Consider the following 25,142-nt stretch of genomic DNA (forward strand, 5'->3'; position numbering starts at 1 on the left):
CGCTGGCGGACCATCGGTAGCCTCGCGCCGCCGGGATGTTGTTAGCGCTAACAAACCGTGCTAGAGACGCCGCAACCGCATTTGGGAGATGACCGATGGCTCTGAACCCCACGATCGAACGCGTCACCGAGCGAATCATCGCCCGCAGCCGTGGCCCGCGCCAGCGCTACCTCGACCGCATGTCCGCGCAGGTCGAGGCGGGCGTGAAGCGCGCGCACCTGAGTTGCGGCAACCAGGCCCATGCCTATGCCGCGATGGGCGGCGACAAGGCCACCCTTGCCGGGGACCGCGCGCCGAACCTTGGCATCGTGACCGCCTACAACGACATGCTGTCGGCCCACCAGCCGTTCGAGACCTACCCCCAGCGCATCAAGGCCGCCGCGCGCGCGGTGGGCGCCACGGCGCAGGTCGCGGGCGGGGTTCCGGCGATGTGCGACGGGGTCACGCAGGGCCAGACGGGGATGGAGCTGAGCCTGTGGTCGCGCGACGTGATCGCGCTGGCCGCCGGCGTGGCGCTGTCGCACAACACCTTCGACGCGGCGGTCTATCTGGGCGTCTGCGACAAGATCGTGCCGGGCCTTGTCATCGCGGCGGCGACCTTCGGACATATCCCCTCGGTCTTCCTGCCGGCCGGGCCGATGACCAGCGGGCTGCCGAACGACGAGAAGGCGAAGGTGCGCCAGCAATTCGCCGCGGGCGAAGTGGGCCGCGACCGCCTGATGGAGGCCGAGATGGCGTCCTACCACGGGCCGGGCACCTGCACCTTCTACGGCACCGCGAACACCAACCAGATGCTGATGGAGTTCATGGGCCTCCACCTGCCCGGCGCCTCGTTCGTGAACCCGAACACGCCACTGCGCGACGCGCTGACCGATGCGGGCGCGAAGCGCGCACTGGAAATCACACACATGGGCAATGACTTCCGGCCCGTCTTCGACATTCTGGATGAACGTGCCTTCGTCAACGGGATCGTCGGACTGATGGCCACCGGCGGGTCGACCAACCTTGTCATCCACCTGCCCGCGATGGCGCGGGCGGCAGGGGTGATCCTTGACATCGAGGATTTCGCCGACCTCTCGGAGGCGACGCCGCTGATGGCCAAGGTCTATCCCAACGGGCTTGCGGACGTGAACCATTTCCACGCCGCGGGCGGACTTGGCTTCATGATCGGCGAACTGCTGGAGGCGGGCCTTTTGCATCCCGACACCAAGACCGTGGCGGGCGACGGCCTGGCGCTTTACACCGCCGAGCCACGGCTGAAGGACGGCGCCCTGACGTGGGAGCCCGGCGCGGGCGCCACGCTGAACGACCGCATCCTGCGCCCCGCGCACGACCCCTTCCAACCTTCGGGCGGGCTCAAGCGGCTGCAGGGCAACCTAGGGCTTGGAGTGATGAAGGCCTCGGCCGTGAAGCCCGAGCACCACGTGATCGAGGCGCGGGCCCGCGTCTTCCACGACCAGGACGCCGTGAAGGCCGCGTTCAAGGCGGGCGACTTCACCGAGGACACGGTGGTCGTGGTGCGCTTCCAGGGGCCGAAGGCCAACGGCATGCCCGAGCTTCATTCGCTGACGCCGACGCTGGCGGTGCTTCTTGACCGGGGGCTCAAGGTCGCGCTGGTGACCGACGGGCGCATGTCGGGGGCAAGCGGCAAGGTCCCGGCCGCGATCCACGTCTGCCCCGAGGCCGCCGAGGGCGGGCCGATCGCCCGGATCCGGGATGGCGACCTGGTGCGGGTCGATGCGGTGGCCGGCACGCTTGAGGTGCTCGAGCCCGGCTTCGCCGACCGCGCGCCGGTCACGGCCGACCTGTCGGCCAATGGCTTTGGACTTGGGCGCGAGTTGTTCGAGGTGTTCCGGGCGACCTGCTCGGGCACGGCCGAGGGCGCAAGCGTCGTCGTCAGGTGACGCGCGCCGCCGTCGGATGTATCCCACGCAGGACAGGATCAGGGAGAGACGCGATGACACCACGGGACGCAAGCCGGCAACTGGCCGAGGTCTGCGGACTGGCGCCGGTCATCCCGGTGCTGGTGGTCGAGCGCGCCGACATCGCCCGCGCGCTGGCGCAGGCGCTGGTTTCGGGCGGTCTGCCGGCGCTCGAGGTGACGCTGCGCACCCCGGCTGCCCTTGACGTGATCCGCGAGATGCGCGCCGTCCCCGGCGGCGTGGTGGGCGCGGGCACGCTTCTGACGCCGGGCGACATCGCGGCGGCGAAGGCGGCGGGCGCGCTGTTCGGCGTCTCGCCAGGGGCCACGCAGACGCTGGTGGACGCGGCTGAAGAGATCGGCCTGCCGCTGCTGCCCGGCGCAGCCACCGCCAGCGAGGCGATGTGGCTGCTGGAGCGCGGCTACAGCGTGCAGAAGTTCTTCCCGGCCGAGGCCGCGGGCGGGGCGAAGGCGCTGAAGGCCATCGGCGCGCCGATTCCGCAGGTCCGCTTCTGCCCCACGGGCGGCGTCACGCTGGCCAACGCCCCCGAGTACCTGAGCCTGTCGAACACGCTTTGCGTGGGCGGCAGTTGGGTCGCCCCGAAAGAGCTGGTCGAGGCCGGCGACTGGGACGGGATCGAGGCGCTGGCCGCCGAGGCGGCGCGGCTGGCGCGCTAGGGCGGGCCCGGGCCGCCGACGAACCGCTCCGCCAGATATCGAATCTGATCGACGCCGGCGACCTCAGCGACGCGCGGCTTGCGCCGCGTGTTGCACATCCCGCCGGTGCTGCGGGTCCTCGAGGTCCAGCCAAAGTCGGCCGTCGCGGTATCCGCCGCGCACCAGCACGCCCCGCTCGCGAAGATGCGGGTGCTGATCGACCCAGTCCCGGTAGCGGTCGTTCGTCACGACCCGCGCCTCCATGTCCCGCGAGGCCGCAAGGATGGTGGCGTCCGCCGGCGTTCCCTTGTCCACGACCATGACATGCTTCGCGGGAAGATCGAGCAGCCGCGCGAAATCACGGTCGTGAAGATAGCGGCCGGCAATCAGGTACCCGGCGTTCGCATCGAAAACGACGCCGGGGGCGAAACCCTGCGCGACGAGATACCGGACAACCTCGCGCACGGTTTCGATCCTGGGCGTGTCGTCTGCCCAGTACATGACGTTCGAGCCGTCGACCACGATGGCGTTCGGCGGGACGTCTCGCGCCGACGACGGCCGGGCGCGCCTGGCCCGAACCAGAAGATAGAGGCTTGCCACAAGGGCCGGGCCGGCAATCAGCAGAAGATCCGTCATTCCGGGAAGCACAAGCGCAACCGCCACGGCAGCCAGGGAAAGAAGACAAAGAACAGCCGGGACAATCATCATGCGAACCTGGTGCTGGCAAAGCCGTCCACCACGCTGGCCGGCGGCGACCTCCTTGGGCGGCGGGTGGTTGTGCATCATGCCGAATGGGCGCACCGCCGCAAGACACATCGCGCGCCCACCGGCCCGGCAATGCCGCGACGGCGGCAGGTCGTCGTGCGCGCCAGGTGGTCCTTGCGCCCGCCGACCAGGACGGGATCAAGGCGTTGACCGGCGACGCAGTCCCCGCCTGCCTTCTAGGACGCCGACACGGTCTCGGGGCCGTCCGGCCCGTGCCCGCCGGGCAGGCTTCGGTTCCGTGGCGCAGACCGCAGCACCCGCGACCAGTGCTTGTCGAGCGCGAAGGTCCAGTCGGACGGGGTCGCGCGAAGAAGCTCGGCAAGGCCGTCGACCCATTCCTGCGTCATGTCGACCAGGTCGTCCCGTGGCGGGACGGCCTGATGCAGCAGAAGGCTGATCCTGTCGGGCCCCTGCCCGACCATCGCCGGAAGAACGGGCACGCCCGCGCTGCGCGCAAGGCGTGCGGGCCAGGCCGCGGCGCCGACCGCCTCGCCGAAGGCCACGACCCGCACGAGGTCGGCGGCGGCGTCGACGGGACCTTCCGGCGCGCGGGAAATCCGGTCGACCACGCCCATGACGATCTTGCCGTCCTTCAGCGCGCGAAGGATCAGCCGCGTGACCGCGACCGGCGGCTCGTTCCGGGCGTCGATGATCGGGCAGCCCACCTGTTCGTACATCGCCCTCTGGGCGGCCGCGCGGGCCGGGTTCCGCGGCAACCGCACGATCGCGAGCATGGGATAGTGCTGCGCGAGGCCGCGCGCCATCGGGACCGAGGCATGGGCGTGCGGCAGCGCAAGAAGCACCCCGCCCGTCGCGAGAATCGCGTCGAGCCGCGCCCGGTCAGGGATGTCGAGCAGGCCGTCGATCTCGGCCGTGAAGCCGTGCCGCACCCGTTCGGCGCGATCGACGCCCAGCATCAGGTTCCGGACGAAGGTGCCGAACAGCGTCCCCGGCGCGCCGCACCCGGCCTGGCGTGCCAGCCCCGCGAAGGTCGGACGAACGGTGTTGCCGGGAAGCAGATAGGCGCCCCAGAGGATCGAGCCCATCAGCCGATAGACGACGGCCCGGACCGGCCGCGGCTGCCGCGCCAGCCATCCCGCGCCGCGGTCATAGACGGCGAATGCCCGATCCTTGGTTCTGGAAAACCCCATGCGCGCCCGCCCCCTCATCCCGCCTGTGCCCGGACCAGACACGCGGAAGACCGCCCCCAGATCGGTCCTTCCCCCAATGTGCGCCCGGCGTTCGGCCGCGCGGCACGAAACGCATCATCGGCGCCGTGCGCGGCCCCCGGCCGGCCCTAGTCGGTCACCCTGCCCCGCCGCCCGCCGCGACGCCCCGTGCGATCCCATTGCGCAAGGCCGTCGCGCAGCACGCGCGTCATCGGATGGTCCGGCGCGGCCGGGCCGTAGCGGTCGAGAAGGGTCGCGACGTGGGCGCGGGTATCCTCGCCCTGCGGCACGCCGATCGCCCAGTCGAGGAAGATCGACCGGCATTCGGGCTCGCTGATCCCCTCGATCACATAGGCCTCGCGGATCAGGCCGCGCGGGTCGATCGGGTCCTTGGGCGAAGCGGGCTGGGGCATGGCAGGGTCCAGGCAGGTTTTCCCGCACTTACTCCGGACCGGCCGCGCTGCCAAGCACGGCGTCGAGGATTGCCGCGGCGGCGTGACCCGCGTGCTCCATCCGGGCCGTCAGATCGTCAAGATCCTCGGCCCCCGCCGTCGCGGACAGGAAGCGCCGCGCCCCGTCGCCCAGCGTCTCGGGCGTGTTGGCGCCGGGGCCGATCAGACGCGCGGCCGACTGCACCTGCCAGAACAGCCGGTGCGCCGCCGTCAGCGTCTCGCGCGCGGCGGGGTCGATCCCCAGCGCACCGGCGCCCGCGCGCAGCTGCTCGCGCACCCGCCGCGCGGGACTGCCCGCCAGAAGCGCGCCGGCCTGGGCCAGAAGCGCGATGTCCTGCAGCCGGCCAGGCCCGAACTTGGGATCGAGCGGCCCCTGCGACGGTTTCGCGTTGGCCAGGCGGCGGCGCATGTCGGCCACATCCGCCAGCACCTTCGCGCGGTCGTGCGGGCGCGTCAGGATCTCGGTCCGCACGGCCTCGACCTCGTCGCCCAGGGCGCCATCGCCGGCGATGGCGCGGGCGCATGTCAGGGCCAGATGCTCCCAGGTCCAGGCCTCTTCGCTTTGATAGGTGCGAAAGGCGCTCAGTGCGGTCGCGACCGGGCCCTGCCGTCCCGAGGGGCGCAGCCGCATGTCGACCTCGTAAAGCCGTCCTTCGGGCAGTTGCGCGGTGATCGCGGTGACGAAGGCCTGGGTCAGGCGCGCGTAGTAGGTGCGCGCGGGCAGCGGGCGGCGGCCGTCCGAGGTCTCGACCTCCTGGGGGTCATAGATCGCGATCAGGTCGAGGTCCGAGGTGGCCGTCAGCCGCCCCGCCCCGAGCGAACCAAGGCCAAGGAAGGCCACGCCCCGGCCCGGGGGCGCGCCGTGCTTGCGCGCGAATTCGGCGATCACGGGCCCGGCCAGCGCCGACAGCACCGCCGCGGCCAGGTCGGCGTATTGCGCGCCCGCCGTCTCGGCGTCGATCAGCCCGCGCAGCAGGTGCACGCCCACCCGGAAGTGCCATTCGCGCCGCCAGATCCGTGCGAAGTCGAGCTGACGTTCGTAATCGTCGATCTCGGCCAGACGCCGCGCCAGGTCGGCCGCAAGCGCCGCCTGCCCCGGCCACGCCTCGAAGAAGGTGCCGCCGATGACCGCGTCGAAGACGCCCGAGTTCCGGGCGAGAAAGCGCGCCAGTTCGGGCGAGACATCGGCGATGTCGACGATCAGGTCGACAAGCTGCGGATTCGAATCGAATAGCGCAAAGAGCTGCACCCCGGCGGGCAGCCCGGCGAGGAAGCCGTCGATATGGGCCAGCGCCTCGTCGGGGTTGGTGACCTTGGACAGCCGCGCAAGCAGCGCCGGCCGGACCCGGCTGAACAGGTCGACCGCCCGACGCGACCGCAGCGCGGGATAGCTGGGCCAGCGGGCGACGATGGCCCTGGCGGTCTCGCTCAGTTCGGGCGCGGTCGCGCGCGGCTGGGCGGGCGCGAAGAAATCGTCGGTCAGGTCCGACACCCGCGCCAGCCGCTGGGCGATTTCGCCGCGCAGATCCTCGACCGTGCGGCCCATGAGGCAGGCGATGCGGGCGAAGCCCTCATCGTCCTTTGGCAGGCGCGCGGTCTGCTGGTCGTCGACCATCTGCACGCGATGCTCGACCTCGCGGTGGGCGCGATAGTCGGCGGTCAGCGTCACCGCCGCCTCGCCCTCGACCCAGCCCTTTTCGGCCAGTTTCGCCAGCGCCCCGACCGTGTCGCGCAGGCGCAACTCGGGGTCGCGCCCCCCGGCGATGAGCTGGCGGGTCTGGGTGAAGAACTCGATCTCGCGGATGCCGCCGGGACCAAGCTTCATGTCATAGCCGGGCAGGCCCGCTTTTCCCGACAGGCCCTTGTGCTCGCGAATGCGCATCCGCATGTCCTGCGTGTCCTGGATCGCCGCATAGTCGAGGTGCCGGCGCCAGACGAAGGGCGCGATTCGTTCGAGGTAGGCCTCGCCCCGCGCAACGTCGCCGGCGGCCGGCCGCGCCTTGATATGCGCCGCCCGTTCCCAGGTGCGCCCCATGCTTTCGTAATAGCGCTCGGCCGCCTCCATCGGCAGGCAGACCGGCGTCACCGAGGCGTCGGGACGCAGCCGCAGGTCGGTGCGGAAGACATAGCCGTCGGCCGTCAGGTCCGACAGCACCTGCGCCATGGTGCGGGTGGCGCGCACGAAGCCGGCGCGCGCGTCGAGATAGTCGGCCCGCGCATAGAGATCGGCGTCGAACAGGCAGATCAGGTCGATGTCCGACGAATAGTTCAGCTCGAACGCGCCCATCTTGCCCATGGCGATGGCTACCATGCCGCCCGCCCGCAGCCCGTCGCCGTTCTTCGGCGCGGGGATCTTCCCGCGCCGGATCAGCCCGCCCACAAGCGCGGTGATCGTGCGGTCGACGGCGGCATCGGCGAACGCGGTCAGCGCGCCCGTGACTTCTTCCAGCGACCAGACGCCCCCCAGATCGGCAAGCGCGGTCAGAAGCGCCAGACGCCGCCGCGCCAGGCGAAGCCCGGGCTTCAGGTCGCCTTCCTCGAGGGCCGCCACATCGGCCAGGATGCCCGCGCGCGCGGCCTCGGGGCTGGCGGCCAGCATGGGCGCCGCCCAGTCCCGCTCGCGCTGGAGCAGCCCCTTCAGGAAGGGGCTCGATCCCCCTGCCCCGGTCACAAGGTCCACAAGCCCCGGCGCCAGATCGCCATAGCCCTCGGCCGCCTCGCGGCCACGCGCGGCGTCGAACGCCACGGGCCCGCGCGTCAGTCGACCATCGAAGGAACCGGGGTCTTGCGTCATGGGCCAGGCTTCGTCATGTCAGAGTGAAGGCTAGAAAGGGCAAGGGCGATGAGCAAGAGCCTCAGACGAGTCGAGGCGGCACTGGCAGAGGCGGGCCTTGCGGCGCGCGTCCTCGAGATGGCCGAAGGAACCCGCACCGCCGAGGACGCGGCGCGCGCGGCGGGCTGCGCCCTCGACCAGATCGCGAAGTCGATCATCTTTCGCGGCGACGCCTCTGGGCATGTGGTGCTGTTCCTGACCGCAGGCGGCAACCGCGTCGACGCCGCGAAGGCCGCCGCCGCCGCAGGGCAGCCACTGGGGCGGGCCGACGCCGACTTCGTGCGCGCCGAGACCGGCTTCGCCATCGGCGGCGTGGCGCCGGTCGGGCACCTGACCGCGCCCGCCACTTTCTTCGATCCCCGGCTGCTGGACTTCGACGTGGTCTGGGCGGCCGCCGGAACGCCGCGCCATGTCTTTGCCGTGGATCCCCGTGATCTTTTGCGGGTGACGGGCGCGCAAGTCGCTGATTTCACGACCTGATCGAGAAAATGTAAATTTCCTTCACATCAGCCCTTGAACCGGCGGGGCGGCGTCCTGATATCTGCGATGTGAAAAGGCTTCACATCGAGACGCAACATTCGACCGGGAGAGTCCCATGACCACAGCTACCGCCGAGTACCCGGCCCGCCCGAACTGGTTCGCGCGCGCCGAGGCCTGGCTTGACGACAAGGGCAAGGCGGCGTGGATCGCCGTCATGGTCCTTGGTTTCATCTTCTTCTGGCCCGTGGGCCTTGCCCTTCTGGCCTACATGATCTGGAGCAAACGCATGTTCAACGGAAGCTGCGCCAAAGGCGGCTACGGCCGCGCCCGCCACGCCCATACCGCCTTCCGGTCCTCGGGCAACACGGCCTTCGACGCCTACAAGTCCGAAACGCTGCGCCGGCTTGAGGAAGAGCAAAGCGCCTTCGAGGACTTCCTCAAGCGCCTGCGCGAGGCCAAGGACAAGGCCGAGTTCGACCAGTTCATGGACGACCGCACCCGCAAGATGCGCGAAGCGCGCGACGCGTCCACCGACCGCCCGGTCGAGGCCTGAGCGCCTTGAGTGACGGCAGGACAGGCAGACCCACCGTCCCCCCGGGGCTGCCGCGTCCGCCCCTGCCCCGCCCGGACCCTCGTCCGGACGGGGCGAAACGCCCCTGACCCCTGTTGACCCCCCGCGAAAGCCCACAGACCATGACCATGACCCACGACCCCTTCCCCGCCTCGGGCCTGCCCGACCCCATCGTCCAGGCCGAGTTCTATCAGGACGTGCCCGTCAAGCGCCTGATCGCCTGGGTGGCCGACACCGTCGCGATCGTGGCCCTGACCGCGGTGGTCGTGCTGTTTACCGCCTTCACCGCGCTGTTCTTCCTGCCGCTTGCCTTCCTCGCGGTGGGCTTTCTCTACCGCTGGGTGACGCTGGCCAATCGCTCGGCCACGCCGGGGATGCGGCTTGTCGCGATCGAGATTCGCGCCGGCGACGGCGGGCGGCTGGATCCGACGCTCGCGGGGCTGCACACGCTGGGCTACACGGTGTCGATGGCGATCTTCCCGCTTCAGCTGATCTCGATCGCGCTGATGCTGATGACCGAGCGCCGGCAGGGCCTGACCGACCACGTGCTGGGCACCGCCGCGCTGAACCGCGCCGCGGGGACCTGACCCCCCGATTTTGGGGGATTGGCGTGACGTCAAGGGCTTGTTAACGTCACGCCGACCAGACGCCAGGCTGCCCCATGCGCCATACGCTGCCAATCGCGCCGCAGTTTTACGTGACGGCCCCTCAACCCTGCCCCTATCTTCAGGGGCGGATGGAGCGCAAGTTGTTCACCGCGCTGCAGGGCGAATACGCCGAACGCCTGAACGACAGCCTTTCGAAGCAGGGCTTCCGCCGCAGCCAGAACGTGCTTTACCGCCCCTCATGCGCGGAATGCTCGGCTTGTTTATCGGCGCGAATCCGGGTCGCCGACTTCGCGCCGTCGCGGTCGCAGAAGCGCACGCTCAAGCGCAACGCGCGCCTGCGGCGCGAGGCGACCTCGCCCTGGGCCACCGAAGAACAGTATGCGCTGTTCCGCGCCTACCTTGACAGCCGGCACGCCGACGGCGGCATGGCCGACATGGACATCTTCGAATTCGCCGCGATGATCGAAGAGACGCCGATCCGAAGCCGGGTCGTCGAATACAAGGACGACACCGACGACGGCCGCCTTGCCGCCGTATGCCTGACCGACGTGCTCGATGACGGGCTGAGCATGGTCTATTCGTTCTACGACCCCGCGCTGGTGGCCGACAGCCTTGGCACCTACGTCATCCTCGACCACGTCGAGATCGCGCGCGAGGCGGGTCTGCCCTATGTCTATCTCGGCTACTGGGTGCCCGGCAGCCCGAAGATGGGCTACAAGGCCAAGTTCTCGGCGCTCGAGATCTACAGCGGGGGCGAATGGCGCGATCTGGGCAGCCCGTCGCAATATTCCTCGGACACGCATCCGCTGTCGACCGACCCGATCGCCGAACAGGTGGCGCGGATCAGCCTGCCCGACACCCGGCCCACGGGCGGGTGAGGCGCCGCGTCTCGGAAATCGCGCTGTTGGTGCCGGACTACGAGGCGGCCATCGCCTTCTATGTCGGCGTGCTGGGGTTCGACCTGCGCAGCGACATCGACCTTGGGGCCGGAAAGCGATGGGTGACCGTCGCGCCCGAGGGCGCCGAAACGGCACTGCTTCTGGCGCGCGCCGCCGATGACCGTCAGCGCGCCGCCATTGGCGCGCAGGCGGGCGGGCGCGTCGCCTTCTTCCTCGAGACCGACGACTTCCCCCGTGACCACCGGCAGATGACGGATCGCGGCGTGATCTTTGAAGAGGCGCCGCGACACGAGGACTACGGCATCGTCGCCGTCTGGCGCGACCCGTTCGGCAACCGCTGGGACCTGTTGCAGAGGCGGTAGGCCCGGGCCTATCCGCCCAGCAGGTTGGGCACGATCGTCACGATGTCGGGGAACAGCCACAGGATGCCCAGCCCCACGATCTGGATCAGCACGAAGGGCACGATGCCGCGATAGATGTGGCCCGTGGTGATTCCCGCAGGCGCCACGCCGCGCAGGTAGAACAGCGCGAATCCGAAGGGCGGCGTCAGGAAGCTGGTCTGCAGGTTCACCGCGATCATGATCGTCACCCATTTCGGATCGAGCGTGCCTCCATAGATGACCGGCCCAACGATCGGGACGACGATGTAGATGATCTCGAGGAAATCCAGCACGAAGCCCAGGATGAAGAGCACCAGCATCACCAGCAGGAACACCACCAGTTCGTTGTCGAAGCTGCGCAGGAATTCCTGGATGTAATGCTCGCCCCCGAAGGAGATCACGACCAGGTTCAGAAGCTGCGATCCGATCAGGATCGTGAAGACCATCGAGGTGACCTTGGCGGTCTCGCGCACCACGGGCGCGAGGACCCCGGTGCGCAACAACACCCAGCAGGAATAGAGGATGCCGAACATCGCCGCGTGATAGGCCAGGTTCGCCACGATGATCGCGATCCAGTCGGCGAAGGTGATGCCCGTGCGCTCGGTCCGCAGGTCGAAGTTCACGCCGAGGATGATCATGATCACGATGCCGAAGCTTGCCCAGATGATCAGCTTCGAGGCGCGCTGATCGTCCTTCAGCTTGCGGTAGGCCGCCAGCATGATCGCCCCGCCCGCGCCAAGCGCGGCCGCCGGCGTCGGGTTCGTGACCCCGCCCAGGATCGAGCCCAGAACCGCCACGATCAGCACAAGCGGCGGGAAGACCACGCGCACAAGCTCGTTCCGGCCAAGCGCCACGGCTGCGTGGCGCGCGCCATAAAGCGTCATCGCGAAGGGCACGGCCAGCCAGGCGAAGGTCGCGCCGGGGCTGCTGAGCGGCGTGATGAAGGCGGCATCCACGACGAAGGCCAGCGCGATGCCCGCCGCGCCCACCAGAAGCGGCCGCGGGTCGGACGACGGGGACACGCCGCGCGCGGTGGTGAACATCAGCGCGAACAGCACGAACACCGTCGCGATGCCGGACCCCAGCGGCGCGATCGACAGAAGTTTCGCGGCGCGGGCGGCCTCGATTTCCTCGGGGGTGAGGTTGCGCGCCTCCATCGATCCGCCCGACGCCTCGATGGCGGCCCGCTGTTCGACCGCGCGGTCCCACTTCTCCTGGCCGTGCAGGTCGATCATCGCCTCCTGGCACTGGGGCGAGACGTTGGTGCGCAGCTCGGCCGCCTGCCCGTCCTGCGTGACGGTCGACACGACAAGCGACTGACTGCCCAGGACGCCAAGGTTCGAGGCGAAGAGAAGCCCGGCAAGGATCACGACCGGGGCCGCCAGGAACCAGGTGAAGGCCTCGTTGCGGGTCACGGCCTCGGCGCCCGTGCCGCCGCCAAGCTCGACCGGGGGGGCCTTCGAGGGGTTGAGAAGCGCGAAGCCGAAGGCATAGACGCCGTAAAGCACCGCCAGCATGATGCCCGGCAGAAGCGCGGCCTGGAACAGCGTGCCGACCGACACCACCGCCGGTTCGCCCAGAAGCGTCAGCGCGTCGCGGCAGCCCACAAGCTGCGCGCGCGCTTCCTGCGCCGTGGAATAGAGGTCCCCCGCGAGCGTGCCCAGAAGCACGATCACGATCGAGGGCGGAATGATCTGCCCCAGCGTGCCCGAAGCCGCGATCACGCCGGTGGCAAGTTCGGGGCTGTAGCCGTTGCGCAGCATGGTGGGCAGCGCCAGAAGCCCCATCGTCACCACGGTCGCGCCGACGATCCCGGTCGAGGCGGCAAGGAAGGCGCCCACCACCACGATCGACACCGCAAGCCCCCCGGGCAAGGGACCGAAGACCCGCGCCATGGTGGTCAGCAGGTCATTGGCGATCTTCGAGCGCTCCAGCGTGATGCCCATCATCACGAACATCAGGACCGCCAGAAGCGTCTCGATCGACTGGCCGGCGATGACGCGCTCGTTCATCCGGTTCACGATGAACGAGATGTTGCGGTTCATCGCCTGTTCCCAGCCGCCCACGAACAGCGGCTGTTCGATGCGCGGCAACTCGGGGTATCGGAAGACCGAGATCGCCTCGCGCGCGACGCCTTCGGCGACAAGCGCCGCGTAGTCCGCCGACGACGGGTCGATCGCCTGGTGGATCAGAAGCCCCGCGCTGTCGAGCGCGGCGATGATCGCGAACGAGATGACGGCCGAGCCGCCGATGGCGAAGGCCACGGGGAAGCCCGTCATGATCCCCGCGAAAAGGGTCAGGAACACGATGATCAGCCCGATCTCGATTCCGTCCAGTCCGAACAGCACTATCCCGCCCCTTTCAGTGGATCTGGGCCACGAGCTCGGCGTCGTCGTCGCCCAGCTTGTCCTTGTCGAGGTACTTGCCCGCGCTCGACTCGCCTTCGACGTATTCGAGGTAGGAGCGGTAGAAGAAGGCGATGGCCTGCACCAATACCATCGCGCAGAAGATCAGGATCAGCACCTTGAACAGGAAGTAGGCGTTGAAGCCGTTGGGGCTGAAACCGGTCGTTTCGATGTTCCAGCGCACCGCACGGGCCTTGGCCAGCGTCCGGTCCAGCGTGTCCGAGGCGTTCACCGGCGGCGTGATCAGGTGCCGCCAGAGGAAGTACCAGGCGTAATACCAGGTCAGCGCGGTCGCCGGGATCATGAAGAAGAGCGAACCGAACATGTCGACCACGCGCTTCGCGCGGTGCGAGAAGCTGGCATAGAACAGGTCGACCCGCACATGGCCGCCCTGCACGAAGGTGTAGGAGACGCACATGCAGACGATGATCGCGTTGTAGAACTTCAGGCTGTCGGAATACCACGCGACGGTCTGCGTGAGATCGACGCCCACCGGCCCGACCGAGATGTCGGAGGCGCGGAAGATCGACTGCAGGAAGATCACCATGATCTGCTGCAGCACCATCAGAAGCCCCGCCCAGGCGGCCGTGCGGCCGACCACGTTGGCAAAGCCCTCAAGCCCGCGCACCACGCCCCACAGGAACTCGCGCCGCCAGAGGCCGACAAGAAAGACGACGACCGCGACGTTGAAGAAGAAGAAAAAGATCTGGGCCGAGGCGCCATAGTAGATGACGCGCATCAGGTTTTCGGGGTCCGAGAAATCGAACACCGTGCCCAGGTTCATCAACACGTGCACGGGCCCGGCGATGCCGGACCAGATGCCGTTCAAAAGCCAGAGAATCGCGTCCAACCTGTCCCCCTGCCGTCGGCCTGACCGGCAGCGCGGACCCGCCGCGCTGCCGCAAGGTTCATGCCGTCCCGATCACATGTCCTGAAGGACGCGGGTCCGCTGGGCCACGTAGGGCGTGTCGGCCAGCGACAGCCAGCCGGTGGTGTCGCGCATGGACGCCATCGCGCTGTCGTAGACCTTGTCGTAGATCGGATCGCCGCGATAGCCGCCCAGCACTTCCTTGGCGCCGGTCGCGAACGCGTCCCAGACATCGTCGGGGAAGACGTTCGTCGACACGCCCGCGCTGAGCAGACGCTGAAGCGCCGGGCCGTTGTTGGCGGTGAACAGCGCATAGTTGTGCTGGTGCGCATCGGCGCAGGCGATTTCGATGGCCTTCTGGTGCGACGGGCTGAGCGCGTTGAAGCGCTCGAGGTTGGTGCCCACCGACAGCGCCGCGCCGGGCTCGTGGAAGCCGGCGGGATAGTAGTACTTGCAGACTTCCTGCAGGCCCAGACGCTCGTCCGACCAGGGGCCGATCCACTCGGTGCCGTCCAGCGCCCCCGTCGACAGGGCCTGGTAGATCTCGCCGCCGGGAAGCACCTGCACCGAAACGCCCACCTTGGTCAGCGCCTCGCCGCCAAGGCCCGGCATGCGGAACTTGAGGCCCTGAAGATCGCCCGCCGAGGTGATCGGGTTGCGGAACCAGCCGCCGCCCTGCGCGCCGGTCTGGCCGGCGATGAAGGGACGCACGTTGAAGATCTCGCCGATCTCGTGGTGCAGCGCCATGCCCTGACCGCCGTAGTACCAGGTCATGATCTCGGGCACGGTCATGCCGAAGGGCACGGCGGTGAAGAAGGCCCAGGCGGGGTTCTGGTTGATCCAGTAGTAATCCGCGCCGTGATACATGTCGGCCTGTCCCGACGAGGTGGCGTCGAAGCTTTCGAACGCGCCCACAAGCTCGCCCGCGGCCTTTGCGTCGATGGTCAGGGTGCCGTCGGTCAGCGCGGCGACGTTGTTCACCACACGCTCGACCGAATCCCAGACGCCCGCCAGCCCGCGCGGCCACGTGGTGACCATCGTGAGCTGCTCCCGGCCCTGGCTGATCGCCGGAGCCGCAAGCGTGGTCGCGGCCGCGGCGCCGCCCGCAAGGGCAGACGTCTTCAGAAAGGAACGACGATCCATAAAGTACCTCCCGTGGTTCAGCCCACCCTGTTTCAAGCGGGCGGATCGTTAAGTGAACGGAACTTACACAGAGGCCCGGGACGAGGGAACCCGGTTTTTTGCATGGGTTTGCACAAATAGACGCCGTTTCCTGAATGGAAACGACGAACGCGGCCGCCGCGGCCGGCCCGGCCCGAAAATATCCTTGCCGGCCCCCATTGAAGCCGCCGCCCTATCACGCCATCTGCCCGGCTTGTGACCTGACGGGGGACCAGATGACTGCGCTTTTCTTCGCCCTTGGACTTGGGGCTCTGTTCCTGGGCGGAAGCTGGCTTGTGCGCGGCGCGGTAGCCATCGCGCTGGCCTTCCGAATCCCCGCCTTCGTGGTGGGCGCGACGGTCGTGGGCTTCGGCACCTCGACGCCCGAGCTTCTGGTGTCGGTGCAGGCGGCGCTTGCTGGCGTTCCCGCCGTGGCGATCGGAAACGTCGTGGGATCGAACACCGCCAACATCCTGCTCATCCTCGGTCTCACGGCCCTGTTCGGGGCGATCGCCGCGCCCTGGCGCGCGTTACGTCCCGACATGCTGTGGATGCTGGCGGCCGCGCTGGCGACGGTGCCCGCGATGATCGACGGGCAGGTGACGCGCCTCGACGGCGCGCTTCTGGCCGCAGCGCTGGTGGTCTATCTGGTCCTGTCGCTGCGCCGGGGCGGAGACGACGCGCTGGAGCTGCCGGTGCAGGATCCGATCTGGCGCGCGGCCCTGTTCGTGGTTATCGGGCTTGCCCTTCTGATGATCGGCGCCCGGTTTCTGGTCGACAGCGCCACCACGTTCGCACGCGCCTTCGGCGTGTCCGAGGCGGTGATCGGGCTGACCATCGTCGCTGTCGGCACCTCACTGCCCGAGCTTGCCGCCTCGGTCGCCTCGGCGATCAAGGGCCAGCGCGACATGGCCCTTGGCAACATCGTGGGCTCGAACATCTTCAACATCCTCGCGATTCTCGGGATCACGGCGCTGATCACGCCGATCCCGGTCGAGGGGCGGTTCCTGCAGATCGACATCCCCGTGATGGTCGCCACGACGCTTGCGCTTCTGGGCCTGTCGCTGTGGCGCGGCGCCGTCACCCGGGCGGGCGGCATCGGACTTCTGGCGGGATACGGCGCCTATCTGGGGTTGCTCGGCACGGGCCTTTGAGGGGGAACGGCGCCTCGACGGCCAGCCGCGGGCGCTGGCCGTTCTGGCCTGCGTTACGCACCAAGGCCCGTTTGCGCAACAAAAGGTCGCGGAAATTCGCCCCAGCGACATAAAATTCACGCCGTTCGCGGTTGACGCCCCCCGGCCGCACTCCTAATGTCCCGCGCACAACGATGGAGCCTTGGGCGATGACGGGTCTTGTAATCCTTGTAGGACAGTGGCGCATGGGCCGGTAACGGACACCCTTACGGACCCCCATGCGCCCCCGACTGACCCCCGGGGGCTTTTTATTGCGCGGCGAAGCGGAGCGGACGATGAGCAAGACAGACACCATGACCGGTGCGAAGATGGTGGTGCAGGCGCTGAAGGATCAGGGCGTCGAGGTGGTCTTCGGCTATCCCGGCGGCGCCGTGCTTCCGATCTATGACGAGATTTTCCTGCAAAACGACATCCGCCACGTGCTTGTGCGTCACGAACAGGGCGCGGTCCACGCCGCCGAAGGCTATGCCCGCTCGACCGGGAAGCCGGGCGTCGTGCTGGTCACCAGCGGACCGGGCGCCACCAACGCGGTCACGGGCCTGACCGACGCGCTGATGGATTCGATCCCGATCGTCGTGCTGACCGGGCAGGTCCCGACCTTCATGGTCGGCACCGACGCCTTCCAGGAGGCCGACACCGTGGGCATCACGCGGCCCTGCACCAAGCACAACTGGCTGGTGAAGGACACCGACCGGCTGGCCGACATCATCCACCAGGGCTTTCACGTCGCGACCCATGGCCGGCCCGGCCCGGTGTTGATCGACATCCCCAAGGACGTGCAGTTCGCCACCGGCACCTACACGCCGCCCGCCAAGGCGCGGGTGTCGCATTACCAGCCCAAGGTGAAGGGCGACATCGCCACGATCACCGCGCTGGTCGAGGCGATGGAAACCGCCGAGCGGCCGATCTTCTATACCGGCGGCGGCGTCATCAACTCGGGCACGGCGGCCAGCCAGCTTCTGCGCGAACTGGTCGAGGCGACGGGCTTTCCGATCACCTCGACCCTGATGGGCCTCGGCGCCTATCCGGCGTCGGGCAAGAACTGGCTGGGCATGCTGGGCATGCACGGGCTTTACGAGGCCAACCTCGCGATGCACGGCTGCGACCTGATGATCAACATCGGCGCGCGCTTCGACGACCGCATCACCGGGCGCATCGCCGACTTCAGCCCGACAAGCCGCAAGGCCCATGTCGACATCGACCCCTCGTCGATCAACAAGGTGATCCGCGTCGACTGGCCCGTCGTTGGCGACGTGGCGCATGTGCTGGAGGACATGCTGCGCATCTGGAAGTCGCGCGGGCGCAAGACCAACGCGGCGGCCGTCAAGAAGTGGTGGGCGAAGATCGAGGAGTGGCGCAAGGTCGACTGCCTTGCCTTCACCCAGGCCAAGGGCGCCAAGACCATCAAGCCACAACACGCGCTGGCCCGTCTGGAGGCGCTGACCAAGGACCACCCCGACCGCTACATCTGCACCGAGGTCGGCCAGCACCAGATGTGGGCCGCGCAGTACATGGGCTTCGAGGATCCGCACCGCTGGATGACGAGCGGCGGGCTTGGCACCATGGGCTATGGCTTCCCGGCCTCGATCGGGGTGCAGATGGCGCACCCGGACGCGCTGGTCATAAACGTGGCGGGCGAGGCGTCGTGGCTGATGAACATGCAGGAGATGGGCACCGCGATCCAGTATCGCCTGCCGGTCAAGCAGTTCATCCTGAACAACGAACGCCTCGGGATGGTGCGCCAGTGGCAGGAGTTGCTGCACGGCGAGCGCTATTCCCATTCCTGGTCCGAGGCCCTGCCCGACTTCGTGAAGCTGGCCGAAGCCTTCGGCGCCAAGGGCATCCGGTGTTCCGACCCCGCCGATCTGGACGACGCGATCCACGAGATGCTGGCCTACGACGGGCCGGTGATCTTCGATTGCCTCGTCGAAAAGCACGAGAACTGCTTCCCCATGATCCCCTCGGGCAAGGCGCACAACGAGATGCTTCTGGGCGAGGCCGAGACCCAGGGCGTGATCGACGCCAAGGGCTCGGTCCTGGTCTGAGCGCGGGCCAAAGGGGGGCGCGGCCCCCCCCCTCGCCCCCCGGAGTATTTGAAAAGAGAAGAAGAACATGTCCCCTCTCAACATCAAGAAAGGCTCGTCGCGGCATTCGGCCTACGACCTGCGCGACCCCCACGCCGAAGGCATCGAGAGGCACACGCTGGCGGTGCTGGTCGAGAACGAGCCCGGCGTGCTGGCGCGGGTCATCGGCCTTTTTTCGGGACGCGGCTACAACATCGAAAGCCTGACGGTGGCCGAGGTCGATCACACCGGGCACCGGTCGCGGATCACCATCGTGACCACCGGCACCCCCAGCGTGATCGAACAGATCAAGGCCCAGCTTGGCCGGATCGTGCCGGTGCACGAGGTGCACGACCTGACCGTCGAGGGCCCCGCCGTCGAGCGCGAGCTGGCGCTGTTCAAGGTGGCCGGTACCGGGGAGAAGCGGATCGAGGCGCTGCGGCTGGCCGAGATCTTTCGCGCCAACGTGGTCGATTCGACGCTGCAGAGCTTCGTCTTCGAGATCACCGGCACCTCCGAGAAGATCGACGCCTTCGCCGAACTGATGCGGCCGCTGGGCCTGCGCGAGGTCGCGCGCACCGGCATCGCGGCGCTGTCGCGGGGCAGCGAGGCCTGAGCCCGCCGGTCCGGGCGCCTACAGTGAAAGGGCCGCCGGAGCGATCCGGCGGCCCTTCTCTTTCGTGTTTGCCGCAAGGCCGGGGGTTACGAGCCCGAGCGGCCGAGGACGACGCCGGTGTCGAGCGTGTAGAGCTCGGTCGCACCCAGGCGGTTGTCCCCGTTGAGGTCGAGCGCGCGGAAGTCCGAGGCGCTGAGACCCGGGAAGGCGGCCTGAAGCTCGCCGAAGTCCGCGAAGCCGTCGCCGTCGGCGTCGATCGCCGCCAGATCCGCGATCGTCGTGGGCGTGGCCGCGCCGCGGGCCAGGGCGACCTGCGCATCGAGGGTATAAAGCTCGGAGAAGCTCACGCGGTTGTCCCGGTTGGTGTCGATCAGGCGATAGTCGGTGGCGCTCAGATTCGGGTATGCCACTGCCAGTTCGTCAAACGAGGCGAACCCGTTTCCGTCGGTGTCGAGGGCGGCCAGTCCTTCGACCATACGCCCGGAGGCCTCGTAGCGTCCGATGACGGCGCGGATGTCGGGGTTCTGAAGCTCGACGGCGCTGATCCGGTTGTCGCTGTTATTGTCGACGGTGCGAAAGTCGGACCGGGTGAAGTCGGGGAAGACCGTCTCGATCTCGCTTTGCGAGACGAAGCCGTCGCCGTTGGTGTCGAAGTCGGCCAGGCTGGTCGAGGCGACGGCGGCGGTGGTCGACAGGATCGCCGCGGCGAGGGTCAGGGTGAAGGCTTTCATGGTGTCTCTCCTTGAGGGTCGTGGTTCAATTTCGATCAGGCAGGCTGTGCTGCCGATGGCCGAGAGATGTCACTGCCCGGCCCGTTCCGCATCCCCGGAAAGCCGCAGGTCGCCTGTGCATTTCTGTAATTTCCATAATAATAACAGATACTTCACAGAATCGCGAGGGCGCCTTGACACCCCCTTCCCCTGGCTGCGCGATTGCCCTGCGGGCGCGGCGCGAGGGCGTCCGGGGTTTGCCAGACGTCACCGGAAGGACAGTCCGACCCGCATCGTGATCGCCCTCACCCGCACTCACGAAAGCGTGGTGGGCCCGGCCGGGCGGGGGGCTTGACGGTCTGCGCGCGTGCCGCCTGTTCAGCTGTCACATCGGTGCCGCAAATCCCTGCCAGATTCCGCGCCATGACACGGGACGGCACGGTCTTTGCCAATCGCATGGCGGTTTTCGCCTGGGGGTTCACTTGCGTCTGGATCGGGATGCTGGTGATCTTCACCGCTGTTCTGCTGCGCGACGGCCCCCCGGACGGTCAGCCGCCCCAGATCGTCCTTCTGGCCATGGCCGTCTTCTGGATCGGCGCGGCGGGACTGCTTGGCTTCGCGCTGAGCCGGCCGGTCGTCCGTGTCGCGGTCGGACCGGACGGCAGGGTCGAGGTCGTCTTGCGCTATCCGCATCGCGTGGTCCGCAAGCAGTTTGCGGCCGGGGCCCTGCCGATGCCGGCCCTCGTGGCGGGTGAGGACGACGAGGGAAGTCCCTACTTTCGCGCGCGCCTGTCGCTTCCGGACGGCAGCGTCGCGGACCTTGCCGAGGGCCATGACCGCGACCGTTGCCTCGCCGCATGTACGCGCTTTTTGCAGGTAGCGGGGGGTCGGGCGGACTGAGGTTCGAAAGGAAAACCGAGGCGTGAAAAGAAAACGGGGTCCCCGAAGGGACCCCAGTCTTGCTGATCAGGCTCGTCGTTTGTACCGCCCGGTTTCTGCCTGCGGCCTGATCCGCATCAAGGGCGAGCGCACCCGCCCCGTGAGAGAGTGGGAAGGGCTAAAGCGCCGCCCCACCCTGTTTCGTCAGCTGCACCCGCTGGTTCCGCCGCAGGTGTTGCACTTCATGCATGTCCCGTTGCGGACCAGCGTGTAGTTGCCGCATTCGCCGCAGGGATCGCCCTCGTAGCCCTGCATCCGGGCCTTGGTGGCGGCGTCGATCGCGGTCGAGGACGCGACCACGGTCGCGACGCCGGCCGTTTCGGCGACGATGGTCTGCAACGCCCCCGAGGGGTCGGAGGGGCCGGCGAAGGCCACCGACTGCATCGCGCCGCCCTGCAAGACCACCAGTTCCTGCGGCAGGCGTCCGCGGGTATAGCCGGCCGAGGCCACGCGCTTGAGAACCTCGACGGCCGAGGACCCCGCGCTTTCGGGCACTTCGCGGAAGTTGCGCTTGCCCTCTTCCTCGCCGCGGCCGATGTCGTCGAAGGTCATGCCTTCGGGTTTGACATGGGCAAGGTCGGTGCGGTCGAGGTAGCTGACCGCGAGTTCGCGGAAGATGTAGTCGAGGATCGAGGTCGCGTTCTTGATCGCCTCGTTGCCCTGCACCATGCCGGCCGGTTCGAACCGGGTGAAGGTGAAGGCCTCTACGAATTCCTCCAGCGGCACGCCGTACTGCAGGCCCACCGACACGGCGATGGCGAAGTTGTTCATCATCGCCCGGAAGCCCGCGCCTTCCTTGTGCATATCGATGAAGATCTCGCCCAGGGAGCCGTCGGCGTATTCGCCGGTCCGCAGATAGACCTTGTGCCCGCCCACGATCGCCTTCTGGGTATAGCCCCGGCGGCGTTCGGGCAGCTTCTCGCGGTGGCGCTTGACGATTTCCTTGATGACGATCTTCTCGACGATCTTCTCGGCCAGGACCTGCGCCTTCTCGGCCGGCGTGCCGGTGGCGAGCGTTTCCTCGGCCTCTTCGTCGTCCTCGACCAGCGCGGCCGCCAGCGGCTGCGACAGCTTCGAGCCGTCGCGGTAAAGCGCGTTGGCCTTGATGCCCAGGCTCCACGACAGTTCGTAGGCGCGCTGGCAATCCTCGATGGTGGCGTCGTTGGGCATGTTGATCGTCTTCGAGATCGCGCCCGAGATGAAGGACTGCGCCGCCGCCATCATGTGGATGTGGCTGTCGACCGACAGGAAGCGCTTGCCCTTCTTGCCGCAGGGGTTGGCGCAGTCGAAGACATGGTAGTGCGCCGGGTCCAGATGCGGCGCGCCTTCCAGCGTCATCGTCCCGCAGACGTGGTCGTTGGCCCGCTCGATGTCCTTCTTCGAGAAGCCGAGGTGCTGCAGCAGGTCGAACGAGGGATCGTTCAGCCTGACCGCCGGGATGCCCAGGACGTCGGTGCAGAAGGCCTCGCCCAGGGTCCACTGGTTGAAGACGAAGCGGATGTCGAAGGCCTGCGGCAACGCCGCCTCGATCCGGTCGATCTCGTCCTTGCCGAAGCCGTGGCCGATCAGCGCGGTGTGGTTGATGCCGGGCGCATTGCCCAGCGTCCCGTGACCCACGGCGTAGGACACGATCTCCTCGATCTGGGCCGGGCCGTAGCCCAGCGTCTCGAGCGCGGCCGGCACCGAGTGGTTGATGATCTTGAAGTAGCCGCCGCCGGCCAGCTTCTTGAACTTCACCAGCGCGAAGTCGGGCTCGATCCCGGTGGTGTCGCAGTCCATGACAAGGCCGATCGTGCCGGTGGGCGCGATCACCGTGGCCTGGGCGTTGCGATAGCCGTGCTTCTCGCCCAGGGTCAGCGCCTCGTCCCAGGCGGCCTTGGCCAGCGCCACAAGGCGGGCGTCGGGGCAGTTCGCGGCGTCAAGCGGCACCGGGGCGACGTTCATCGCCTCATAGCCGGACGCCTCGCCATAAGCGGCGCGGCGATGGTTGCGGATGACCCGCAGCATGTGCTGCGCGTTGCGCTGGTAGCCCGGGAAGGTGCCCAGTTCCTTGGCGATCTCGGCCGAGGTGGCATAGGCCACGCCGGTCATGATCGCGGTCAGCGCGCCGCACAGCGCCCGGCCTTCCTTCGAGTCGTAGCCCAGACCCATGTTCATCAGAAGCCCGCCGATGTTGGCGTAGCCCAGGCCAAGGGTGCGGAAGTCGTAGGACAGCTGCGCGATCTCCTTCGAGGGGAACTGCGCCATCATCACCGAGATTTCCAGCGTCAGCGTCCAAAGGCGCGTGGCGTGGACATAGTCCTCGGCCTGGAAGGCGCCGTCCTTGTGGAACGTCAGCAGGTTCATCGACGCCAGGTTGCAGGCCGTGTCGTCGAGGAACATGTATTCCGAGCAGGGGTTCGAGCCGCGGATCGGGCCGTCTTCCGGGCAGGTGTGCCAGGCGTTCACCGTGTCGTGGTACTGGATGCCCGGATCGGCGCAGGCCCAGGCCGCCTGCCCCACCTGCTGCCACAGATCGCGCGCCTTGATGGTCTTCGCGACCTTGCCGTCGGTCCGGCGCAGAAGCTCCCAGTCGGCGTCCTCGCGCACCGCCGTCAGGAAGGCGTCGGTCACGCGGACCGAGTTGTTCGAGTTCTGGCCCGAAACGCTGGCGTAGGCCTCGCTGTCCCAGTCGGTGTCGTAGGTCGGGAACTCGATCGAGGCGTAGCCCTGCCGCGCATACTGAAGAACGCGGTTGATGTAGGTCTCGGGGATGGCCGAGCGCTTGGCGGCGCGGATCGCAGCCTTGAGCCCGGCGTTCTTCGTCGGGTCATAGGCGTCGGCTTCGGCGCCGTCCCATTCGCGGATCGCCGCGAAGATCTCGTTGAGGTGCCGCTCGTGCATCTTCGAGCCGGCGACGAGGCTGGCCACCTTCTGTTCTTCGATCACCTTCCAGTTGATGAAGGCCTCGATATCGGGGTGATCCATGTCGCAGATCACCATCTTGGCCGCCCGCCGCGTGGTGCCGCCCGACTTGATCGCGCCCGCCGCGCGGTCGCCGATCTTGAGGAACCCCATCAGCCCCGACGACTTGCCGCCGCCCGACAGCTTTTCGCCCTCGCCGCGCAGGCTCGAGAAGTTGGTGCCGGTGCCCGATCCGTACTTGAACAGGCGCGCCTCGCGGACCCACAGGTCCATGATGCCGCCTTCGTTCACCAGATCGTCGGCGACGGACTGGATGAAGCAGGCATGCGGCTGCGGGTGCTCATAGGCCGACGCCGACTTGGTCAGCTTGCCGGTCTTGTGGTCGACGTAGAAGTGTCCCTGGCTCGGGCCGTCGATGCCATAGGCCCAGTGCAGCCCGGTGTTGAACCACTGCGGCGAGTTCGGCGCCGCGCGCTGGGTGGCCAGCATGAAGCGCATTTCGTCGAAATAGGCGCGCGCATCGTCTTCCGACGTGAAATAGCCGCCCTTCCAGCCCCAATAGGTCCAGGCGCCCGCCATCCGGTCGAAGACCTGCCGCGACGAGGTTTCGCCGCCATAGCGCGCGTCCTCGGGCAGCTCGGCCAGCGCCGCCTCGTCGGCGACCGAGCGCCACAGGAACTCGGGCACGCCCTTCTCGCGCACCCGCTTCAGCCGCGCCGGCACGCCCGCCTTGCGGAAGTACTTCTGCGCGATCACGTCCGAGGCCACCTGGCTCCAGCCCTCGGGGACCTCGACCTTGTCGAGCCGGAAGACGACCTTGCCGTCCGGATTGCGAATCTCCGACACCGTCGTGGTGAAGGTCAGCGCCGCATAGGCGTCCTTGCCTGCTTCGGTGAATTTGCGTTCGATCTTCATTCCGTGCCCCGTTCTTTTCGCCGTGATGTCGCCCGGGTCTTGAAGCCCGGATCCCCTGTTCCGTGCGCTGCCCCCGGATGCGGATCAGACGAAAAGACACCCCCGCCGCGCCCTTCAGCTGCGCCGCGCCCGTCCCCGGCGCCGAAGCGGCGGGTTCTGTGGTGGCAGTCCCTTCGTCTGACCCAATCCACTAAATCTTGTGGTGTCCCGGGTCAGCCCACACAAGGTGACGTAGATGTGAGCATCCCGTCAACGGGAAAAAGTTACCTTGTTGTTACTTTTTGTCGTTGACGTGACCGGCATCCCGCGTTCCGGAAAATTAACCTTTTGATTCATCCACAACGGGTTTCTTCCCGGCGGTCACGCCGCCGCTGCGCGGGACGACGGCAATTTCCGGTTTACGCAGGGGAAGATAGCCACCGAAGGTGACAGCACGCGTCAAGCCCGTGGGCCGCTTGGGCGGCGAACGCCACGCCGCCGGGCCCGCGCAGGGCCGGACGCGGACACGACCCGACCCCGCCCAGGGGGCGTCCGACCGATGGCTGTCCGGTGGATGGTCGGGGCGGAGAGATTCGAACTCCCGACCCTCTGTTCCCAAAACAGATGCGCTACCAGGCTGCGCTACGCCCCGAC

General features: G+C 68.0%; 20 protein-coding genes and 1 tRNA gene. 11 read left to right on the forward strand and 10 right to left on the reverse strand.

Translation table 11 applies throughout. The features are described from left to right. Window positions 1-95 precede the first annotated feature (95 nt). Window positions 96-1,904, forward strand: coding sequence for a phosphogluconate dehydratase (gene edd / locus ACRDNQ_RS13355; RefSeq protein WP_431829188.1), 1,809 nt, complete (start codon window positions 96-98; stop codon window positions 1,902-1,904). A 53-nt stretch (window positions 1,905-1,957) separates the two neighbouring features. Beyond that, the gene (gene eda / locus ACRDNQ_RS13360) at window positions 1,958-2,599 is read left to right on the forward strand and encodes a bifunctional 4-hydroxy-2-oxoglutarate aldolase/2-dehydro-3-deoxy-phosphogluconate aldolase (protein WP_431829189.1); all 642 of its coding nucleotides are present in this window, start codon (window positions 1,958-1,960) and stop codon (window positions 2,597-2,599) included. 63 nt (window positions 2,600-2,662) lie between these two features. On the opposite strand, the gene ACRDNQ_RS13365 is transcribed toward eda, so the two are convergent. From ACRDNQ_RS13365 to ACRDNQ_RS13380, 4 genes are all read right to left on the reverse strand, one after another. Further along, entirely contained in the window at window positions 2,663-3,214 is a 552-nt protein-coding gene (locus ACRDNQ_RS13365) for an NYN domain-containing protein (RefSeq protein WP_431829190.1), read from the reverse strand. A gap of 305 nt (window positions 3,215-3,519) precedes the next feature. Then, on the reverse strand, window positions 3,520-4,494 hold the full coding sequence (locus ACRDNQ_RS13370) for a hypothetical protein (protein WP_431829191.1): 975 nt from the start codon (window positions 4,492-4,494) through the stop codon (window positions 3,520-3,522). A 146-nt stretch (window positions 4,495-4,640) separates the two neighbouring features. Further along, window positions 4,641-4,925 carry a hypothetical protein gene (locus ACRDNQ_RS13375; protein ID WP_431829192.1) on the reverse strand — a complete coding sequence of 95 codons (285 nt, stop codon included), beginning with the start codon at window positions 4,923-4,925 and terminating at the stop codon, window positions 4,641-4,643. 28 nt (window positions 4,926-4,953) lie between these two features. Continuing rightward, on the reverse strand, window positions 4,954-7,758 hold the full coding sequence (locus tag ACRDNQ_RS13380; RefSeq protein ID WP_431829193.1) for a bifunctional [glutamine synthetase] adenylyltransferase/[glutamine synthetase]-adenylyl-L-tyrosine phosphorylase: 2,805 nt from the start codon (window positions 7,756-7,758) through the stop codon (window positions 4,954-4,956). Between the two features lie 48 nt (window positions 7,759-7,806). Between ACRDNQ_RS13380 and ACRDNQ_RS13385 the strand changes: the two genes are divergently transcribed. The 5 genes from ACRDNQ_RS13385 to ACRDNQ_RS13405 all read left to right on the forward strand — a co-directional run bounded on the left by ACRDNQ_RS13385 (window position 7,807) and on the right by ACRDNQ_RS13405 (window position 10,717). Further along, window positions 7,807-8,277, forward strand: a complete 471-nt coding sequence (locus tag ACRDNQ_RS13385) for a YbaK/EbsC family protein (RefSeq protein WP_431829194.1) — start codon at window positions 7,807-7,809, stop codon at window positions 8,275-8,277. Window positions 8,278-8,392: 115 nt separating this feature from the next. Beyond that, window positions 8,393-8,830 (forward strand): DUF2852 domain-containing protein, encoded by a 438-nt coding sequence (locus ACRDNQ_RS13390; RefSeq protein WP_431829195.1) that lies wholly within the window; start codon window positions 8,393-8,395, stop codon window positions 8,828-8,830. A 140-nt stretch (window positions 8,831-8,970) separates the two neighbouring features. Further along, complete coding sequence (locus ACRDNQ_RS13395; RefSeq protein WP_431829196.1) at window positions 8,971-9,435, forward strand: RDD family protein; 465 nt, start codon at window positions 8,971-8,973, stop codon at window positions 9,433-9,435. Window positions 9,436-9,509: 74 nt separating this feature from the next. After that, complete coding sequence (locus ACRDNQ_RS13400) at window positions 9,510-10,334, forward strand: arginyltransferase (RefSeq protein ID WP_431829197.1); 825 nt, start codon at window positions 9,510-9,512, stop codon at window positions 10,332-10,334. Continuing rightward, entirely contained in the window at window positions 10,331-10,717 is a 387-nt protein-coding gene (locus ACRDNQ_RS13405; RefSeq protein ID WP_431829198.1) for a VOC family protein, read from the forward strand. Before ACRDNQ_RS13400 ends, ACRDNQ_RS13405 begins: the two co-directional genes overlap by 4 nt. Window positions 10,718-10,725: 8 nt before the next feature. Here ACRDNQ_RS13405 and ACRDNQ_RS13410 read toward each other — a convergent pair whose 3' ends face one another. From ACRDNQ_RS13410 to ACRDNQ_RS13420, 3 genes are all read right to left on the reverse strand, one after another. After that, complete coding sequence (locus ACRDNQ_RS13410) at window positions 10,726-13,083, reverse strand: TRAP transporter large permease (RefSeq protein ID WP_431829199.1); 2,358 nt, start codon at window positions 13,081-13,083, stop codon at window positions 10,726-10,728. Window positions 13,084-13,096: 13 nt separating this feature from the next. Next, window positions 13,097-13,990: a TRAP transporter small permease subunit gene (locus ACRDNQ_RS13415; protein ID WP_431829200.1), complete on the reverse strand. Its 894-nt coding sequence runs from the start codon at window positions 13,988-13,990 to the stop codon at window positions 13,097-13,099. A gap of 72 nt (window positions 13,991-14,062) precedes the next feature. Continuing rightward, a complete protein-coding gene (locus ACRDNQ_RS13420) occupies window positions 14,063-15,151 on the reverse strand; it encodes a TRAP transporter substrate-binding protein (protein ID WP_431829201.1) in 1,089 nt (362 codons plus the stop codon). 254 nt (window positions 15,152-15,405) lie between these two features. Between ACRDNQ_RS13420 and ACRDNQ_RS13425 the strand changes: the two genes are divergently transcribed. The 3 genes from ACRDNQ_RS13425 (at window position 15,406) to ilvN (ending at window position 19,041) form a co-directional block, all read left to right on the forward strand. Continuing rightward, window positions 15,406-16,323, forward strand: coding sequence for a calcium/sodium antiporter (locus tag ACRDNQ_RS13425; protein ID WP_431829202.1), 918 nt, complete (start codon window positions 15,406-15,408; stop codon window positions 16,321-16,323). Window positions 16,324-16,637: 314 nt separating this feature from the next. Beyond that, window positions 16,638-18,407, forward strand: coding sequence for an acetolactate synthase 3 large subunit (locus tag ACRDNQ_RS13430; protein WP_431829203.1), 1,770 nt, complete (start codon window positions 16,638-16,640; stop codon window positions 18,405-18,407). A gap of 67 nt (window positions 18,408-18,474) precedes the next feature. Further along, window positions 18,475-19,041 (forward strand): acetolactate synthase small subunit, encoded by a 567-nt coding sequence (gene ilvN / locus ACRDNQ_RS13435; RefSeq protein WP_431829204.1) that lies wholly within the window; start codon window positions 18,475-18,477, stop codon window positions 19,039-19,041. An 86-nt stretch (window positions 19,042-19,127) separates the two neighbouring features. On the opposite strand, the gene ACRDNQ_RS13440 is transcribed toward ilvN, so the two are convergent. Beyond that, window positions 19,128-19,772: an EF-hand domain-containing protein gene (locus ACRDNQ_RS13440; protein WP_431829205.1), complete on the reverse strand. Its 645-nt coding sequence runs from the start codon at window positions 19,770-19,772 to the stop codon at window positions 19,128-19,130. Window positions 19,773-20,174: 402 nt separating this feature from the next. Between ACRDNQ_RS13440 and ACRDNQ_RS13445 the strand changes: the two genes are divergently transcribed. Further along, window positions 20,175-20,651, forward strand: coding sequence for a hypothetical protein (locus ACRDNQ_RS13445; protein WP_431829206.1), 477 nt, complete (start codon window positions 20,175-20,177; stop codon window positions 20,649-20,651). Window positions 20,652-20,834: 183 nt separating this feature from the next. On the opposite strand, the gene ACRDNQ_RS13450 is transcribed toward ACRDNQ_RS13445, so the two are convergent. Beyond that, on the reverse strand, window positions 20,835-24,509 hold the full coding sequence (locus ACRDNQ_RS13450; protein ID WP_431829207.1) for a vitamin B12-dependent ribonucleotide reductase: 3,675 nt from the start codon (window positions 24,507-24,509) through the stop codon (window positions 20,835-20,837). 554 nt (window positions 24,510-25,063) lie between these two features. Continuing rightward, window positions 25,064-25,140 (reverse strand) — tRNA-Pro (locus ACRDNQ_RS13455). Between the last annotated feature and the right edge of the window lie 2 nt (window positions 25,141-25,142).

The organism is Saliniferula longa, from assembly GCF_050789285.1.
In the GTDB taxonomy this organism is placed as follows: domain Bacteria; phylum Pseudomonadota; class Alphaproteobacteria; order Rhodobacterales; family Rhodobacteraceae; genus CAVPWP01.

Excerpts from the sequence above, each read along its gene's own strand:
- ACRDNQ_RS13440 (WP_431829205.1), bottom strand. The coding sequence starts at position 19,772 with ATGAAAGCCTTCACCCTGACCCTCGCCGCGGCGATCCTGTCGACCACC.
- ACRDNQ_RS13400 (WP_431829197.1), top strand. The coding sequence starts at position 9,510 with ATGCGCCATACGCTGCCAATCGCGCCGCAGTTTTACGTGACGGCCCCT.
- ACRDNQ_RS13450 (WP_431829207.1), bottom strand. The coding sequence starts at position 24,509 with ATGAAGATCGAACGCAAATTCACCGAAGCAGGCAAGGACGCCTATGCG.
- ACRDNQ_RS13385 (WP_431829194.1), top strand. The coding sequence starts at position 7,807 with ATGAGCAAGAGCCTCAGACGAGTCGAGGCGGCACTGGCAGAGGCGGGC.
- ACRDNQ_RS13370 (WP_431829191.1), bottom strand. The coding sequence starts at position 4,494 with ATGGGGTTTTCCAGAACCAAGGATCGGGCATTCGCCGTCTATGACCGC.
- eda (WP_431829189.1), top strand. The coding sequence starts at position 1,958 with ATGACACCACGGGACGCAAGCCGGCAACTGGCCGAGGTCTGCGGACTG.
- ACRDNQ_RS13380 (WP_431829193.1), bottom strand. The coding sequence starts at position 7,758 with ATGACGCAAGACCCCGGTTCCTTCGATGGTCGACTGACGCGCGGGCCC.
- ACRDNQ_RS13420 (WP_431829201.1), bottom strand. The coding sequence starts at position 15,151 with ATGGATCGTCGTTCCTTTCTGAAGACGTCTGCCCTTGCGGGCGGCGCC.
- ACRDNQ_RS13445 (WP_431829206.1), top strand. The coding sequence starts at position 20,175 with ATGACACGGGACGGCACGGTCTTTGCCAATCGCATGGCGGTTTTCGCC.
- ACRDNQ_RS13425 (WP_431829202.1), top strand. The coding sequence starts at position 15,406 with ATGACTGCGCTTTTCTTCGCCCTTGGACTTGGGGCTCTGTTCCTGGGC.
- ACRDNQ_RS13390 (WP_431829195.1), top strand. The coding sequence starts at position 8,393 with ATGACCACAGCTACCGCCGAGTACCCGGCCCGCCCGAACTGGTTCGCG.
- ACRDNQ_RS13430 (WP_431829203.1), top strand. The coding sequence starts at position 16,638 with ATGAGCAAGACAGACACCATGACCGGTGCGAAGATGGTGGTGCAGGCG.
- edd (WP_431829188.1), top strand. The coding sequence starts at position 96 with ATGGCTCTGAACCCCACGATCGAACGCGTCACCGAGCGAATCATCGCC.
- ACRDNQ_RS13365 (WP_431829190.1), bottom strand. The coding sequence starts at position 3,214 with ATGACGGATCTTCTGCTGATTGCCGGCCCGGCCCTTGTGGCAAGCCTC.
- ilvN (WP_431829204.1), top strand. The coding sequence starts at position 18,475 with ATGTCCCCTCTCAACATCAAGAAAGGCTCGTCGCGGCATTCGGCCTAC.
- ACRDNQ_RS13395 (WP_431829196.1), top strand. The coding sequence starts at position 8,971 with ATGACCATGACCCACGACCCCTTCCCCGCCTCGGGCCTGCCCGACCCC.
- ACRDNQ_RS13375 (WP_431829192.1), bottom strand. The coding sequence starts at position 4,925 with ATGCCCCAGCCCGCTTCGCCCAAGGACCCGATCGACCCGCGCGGCCTG.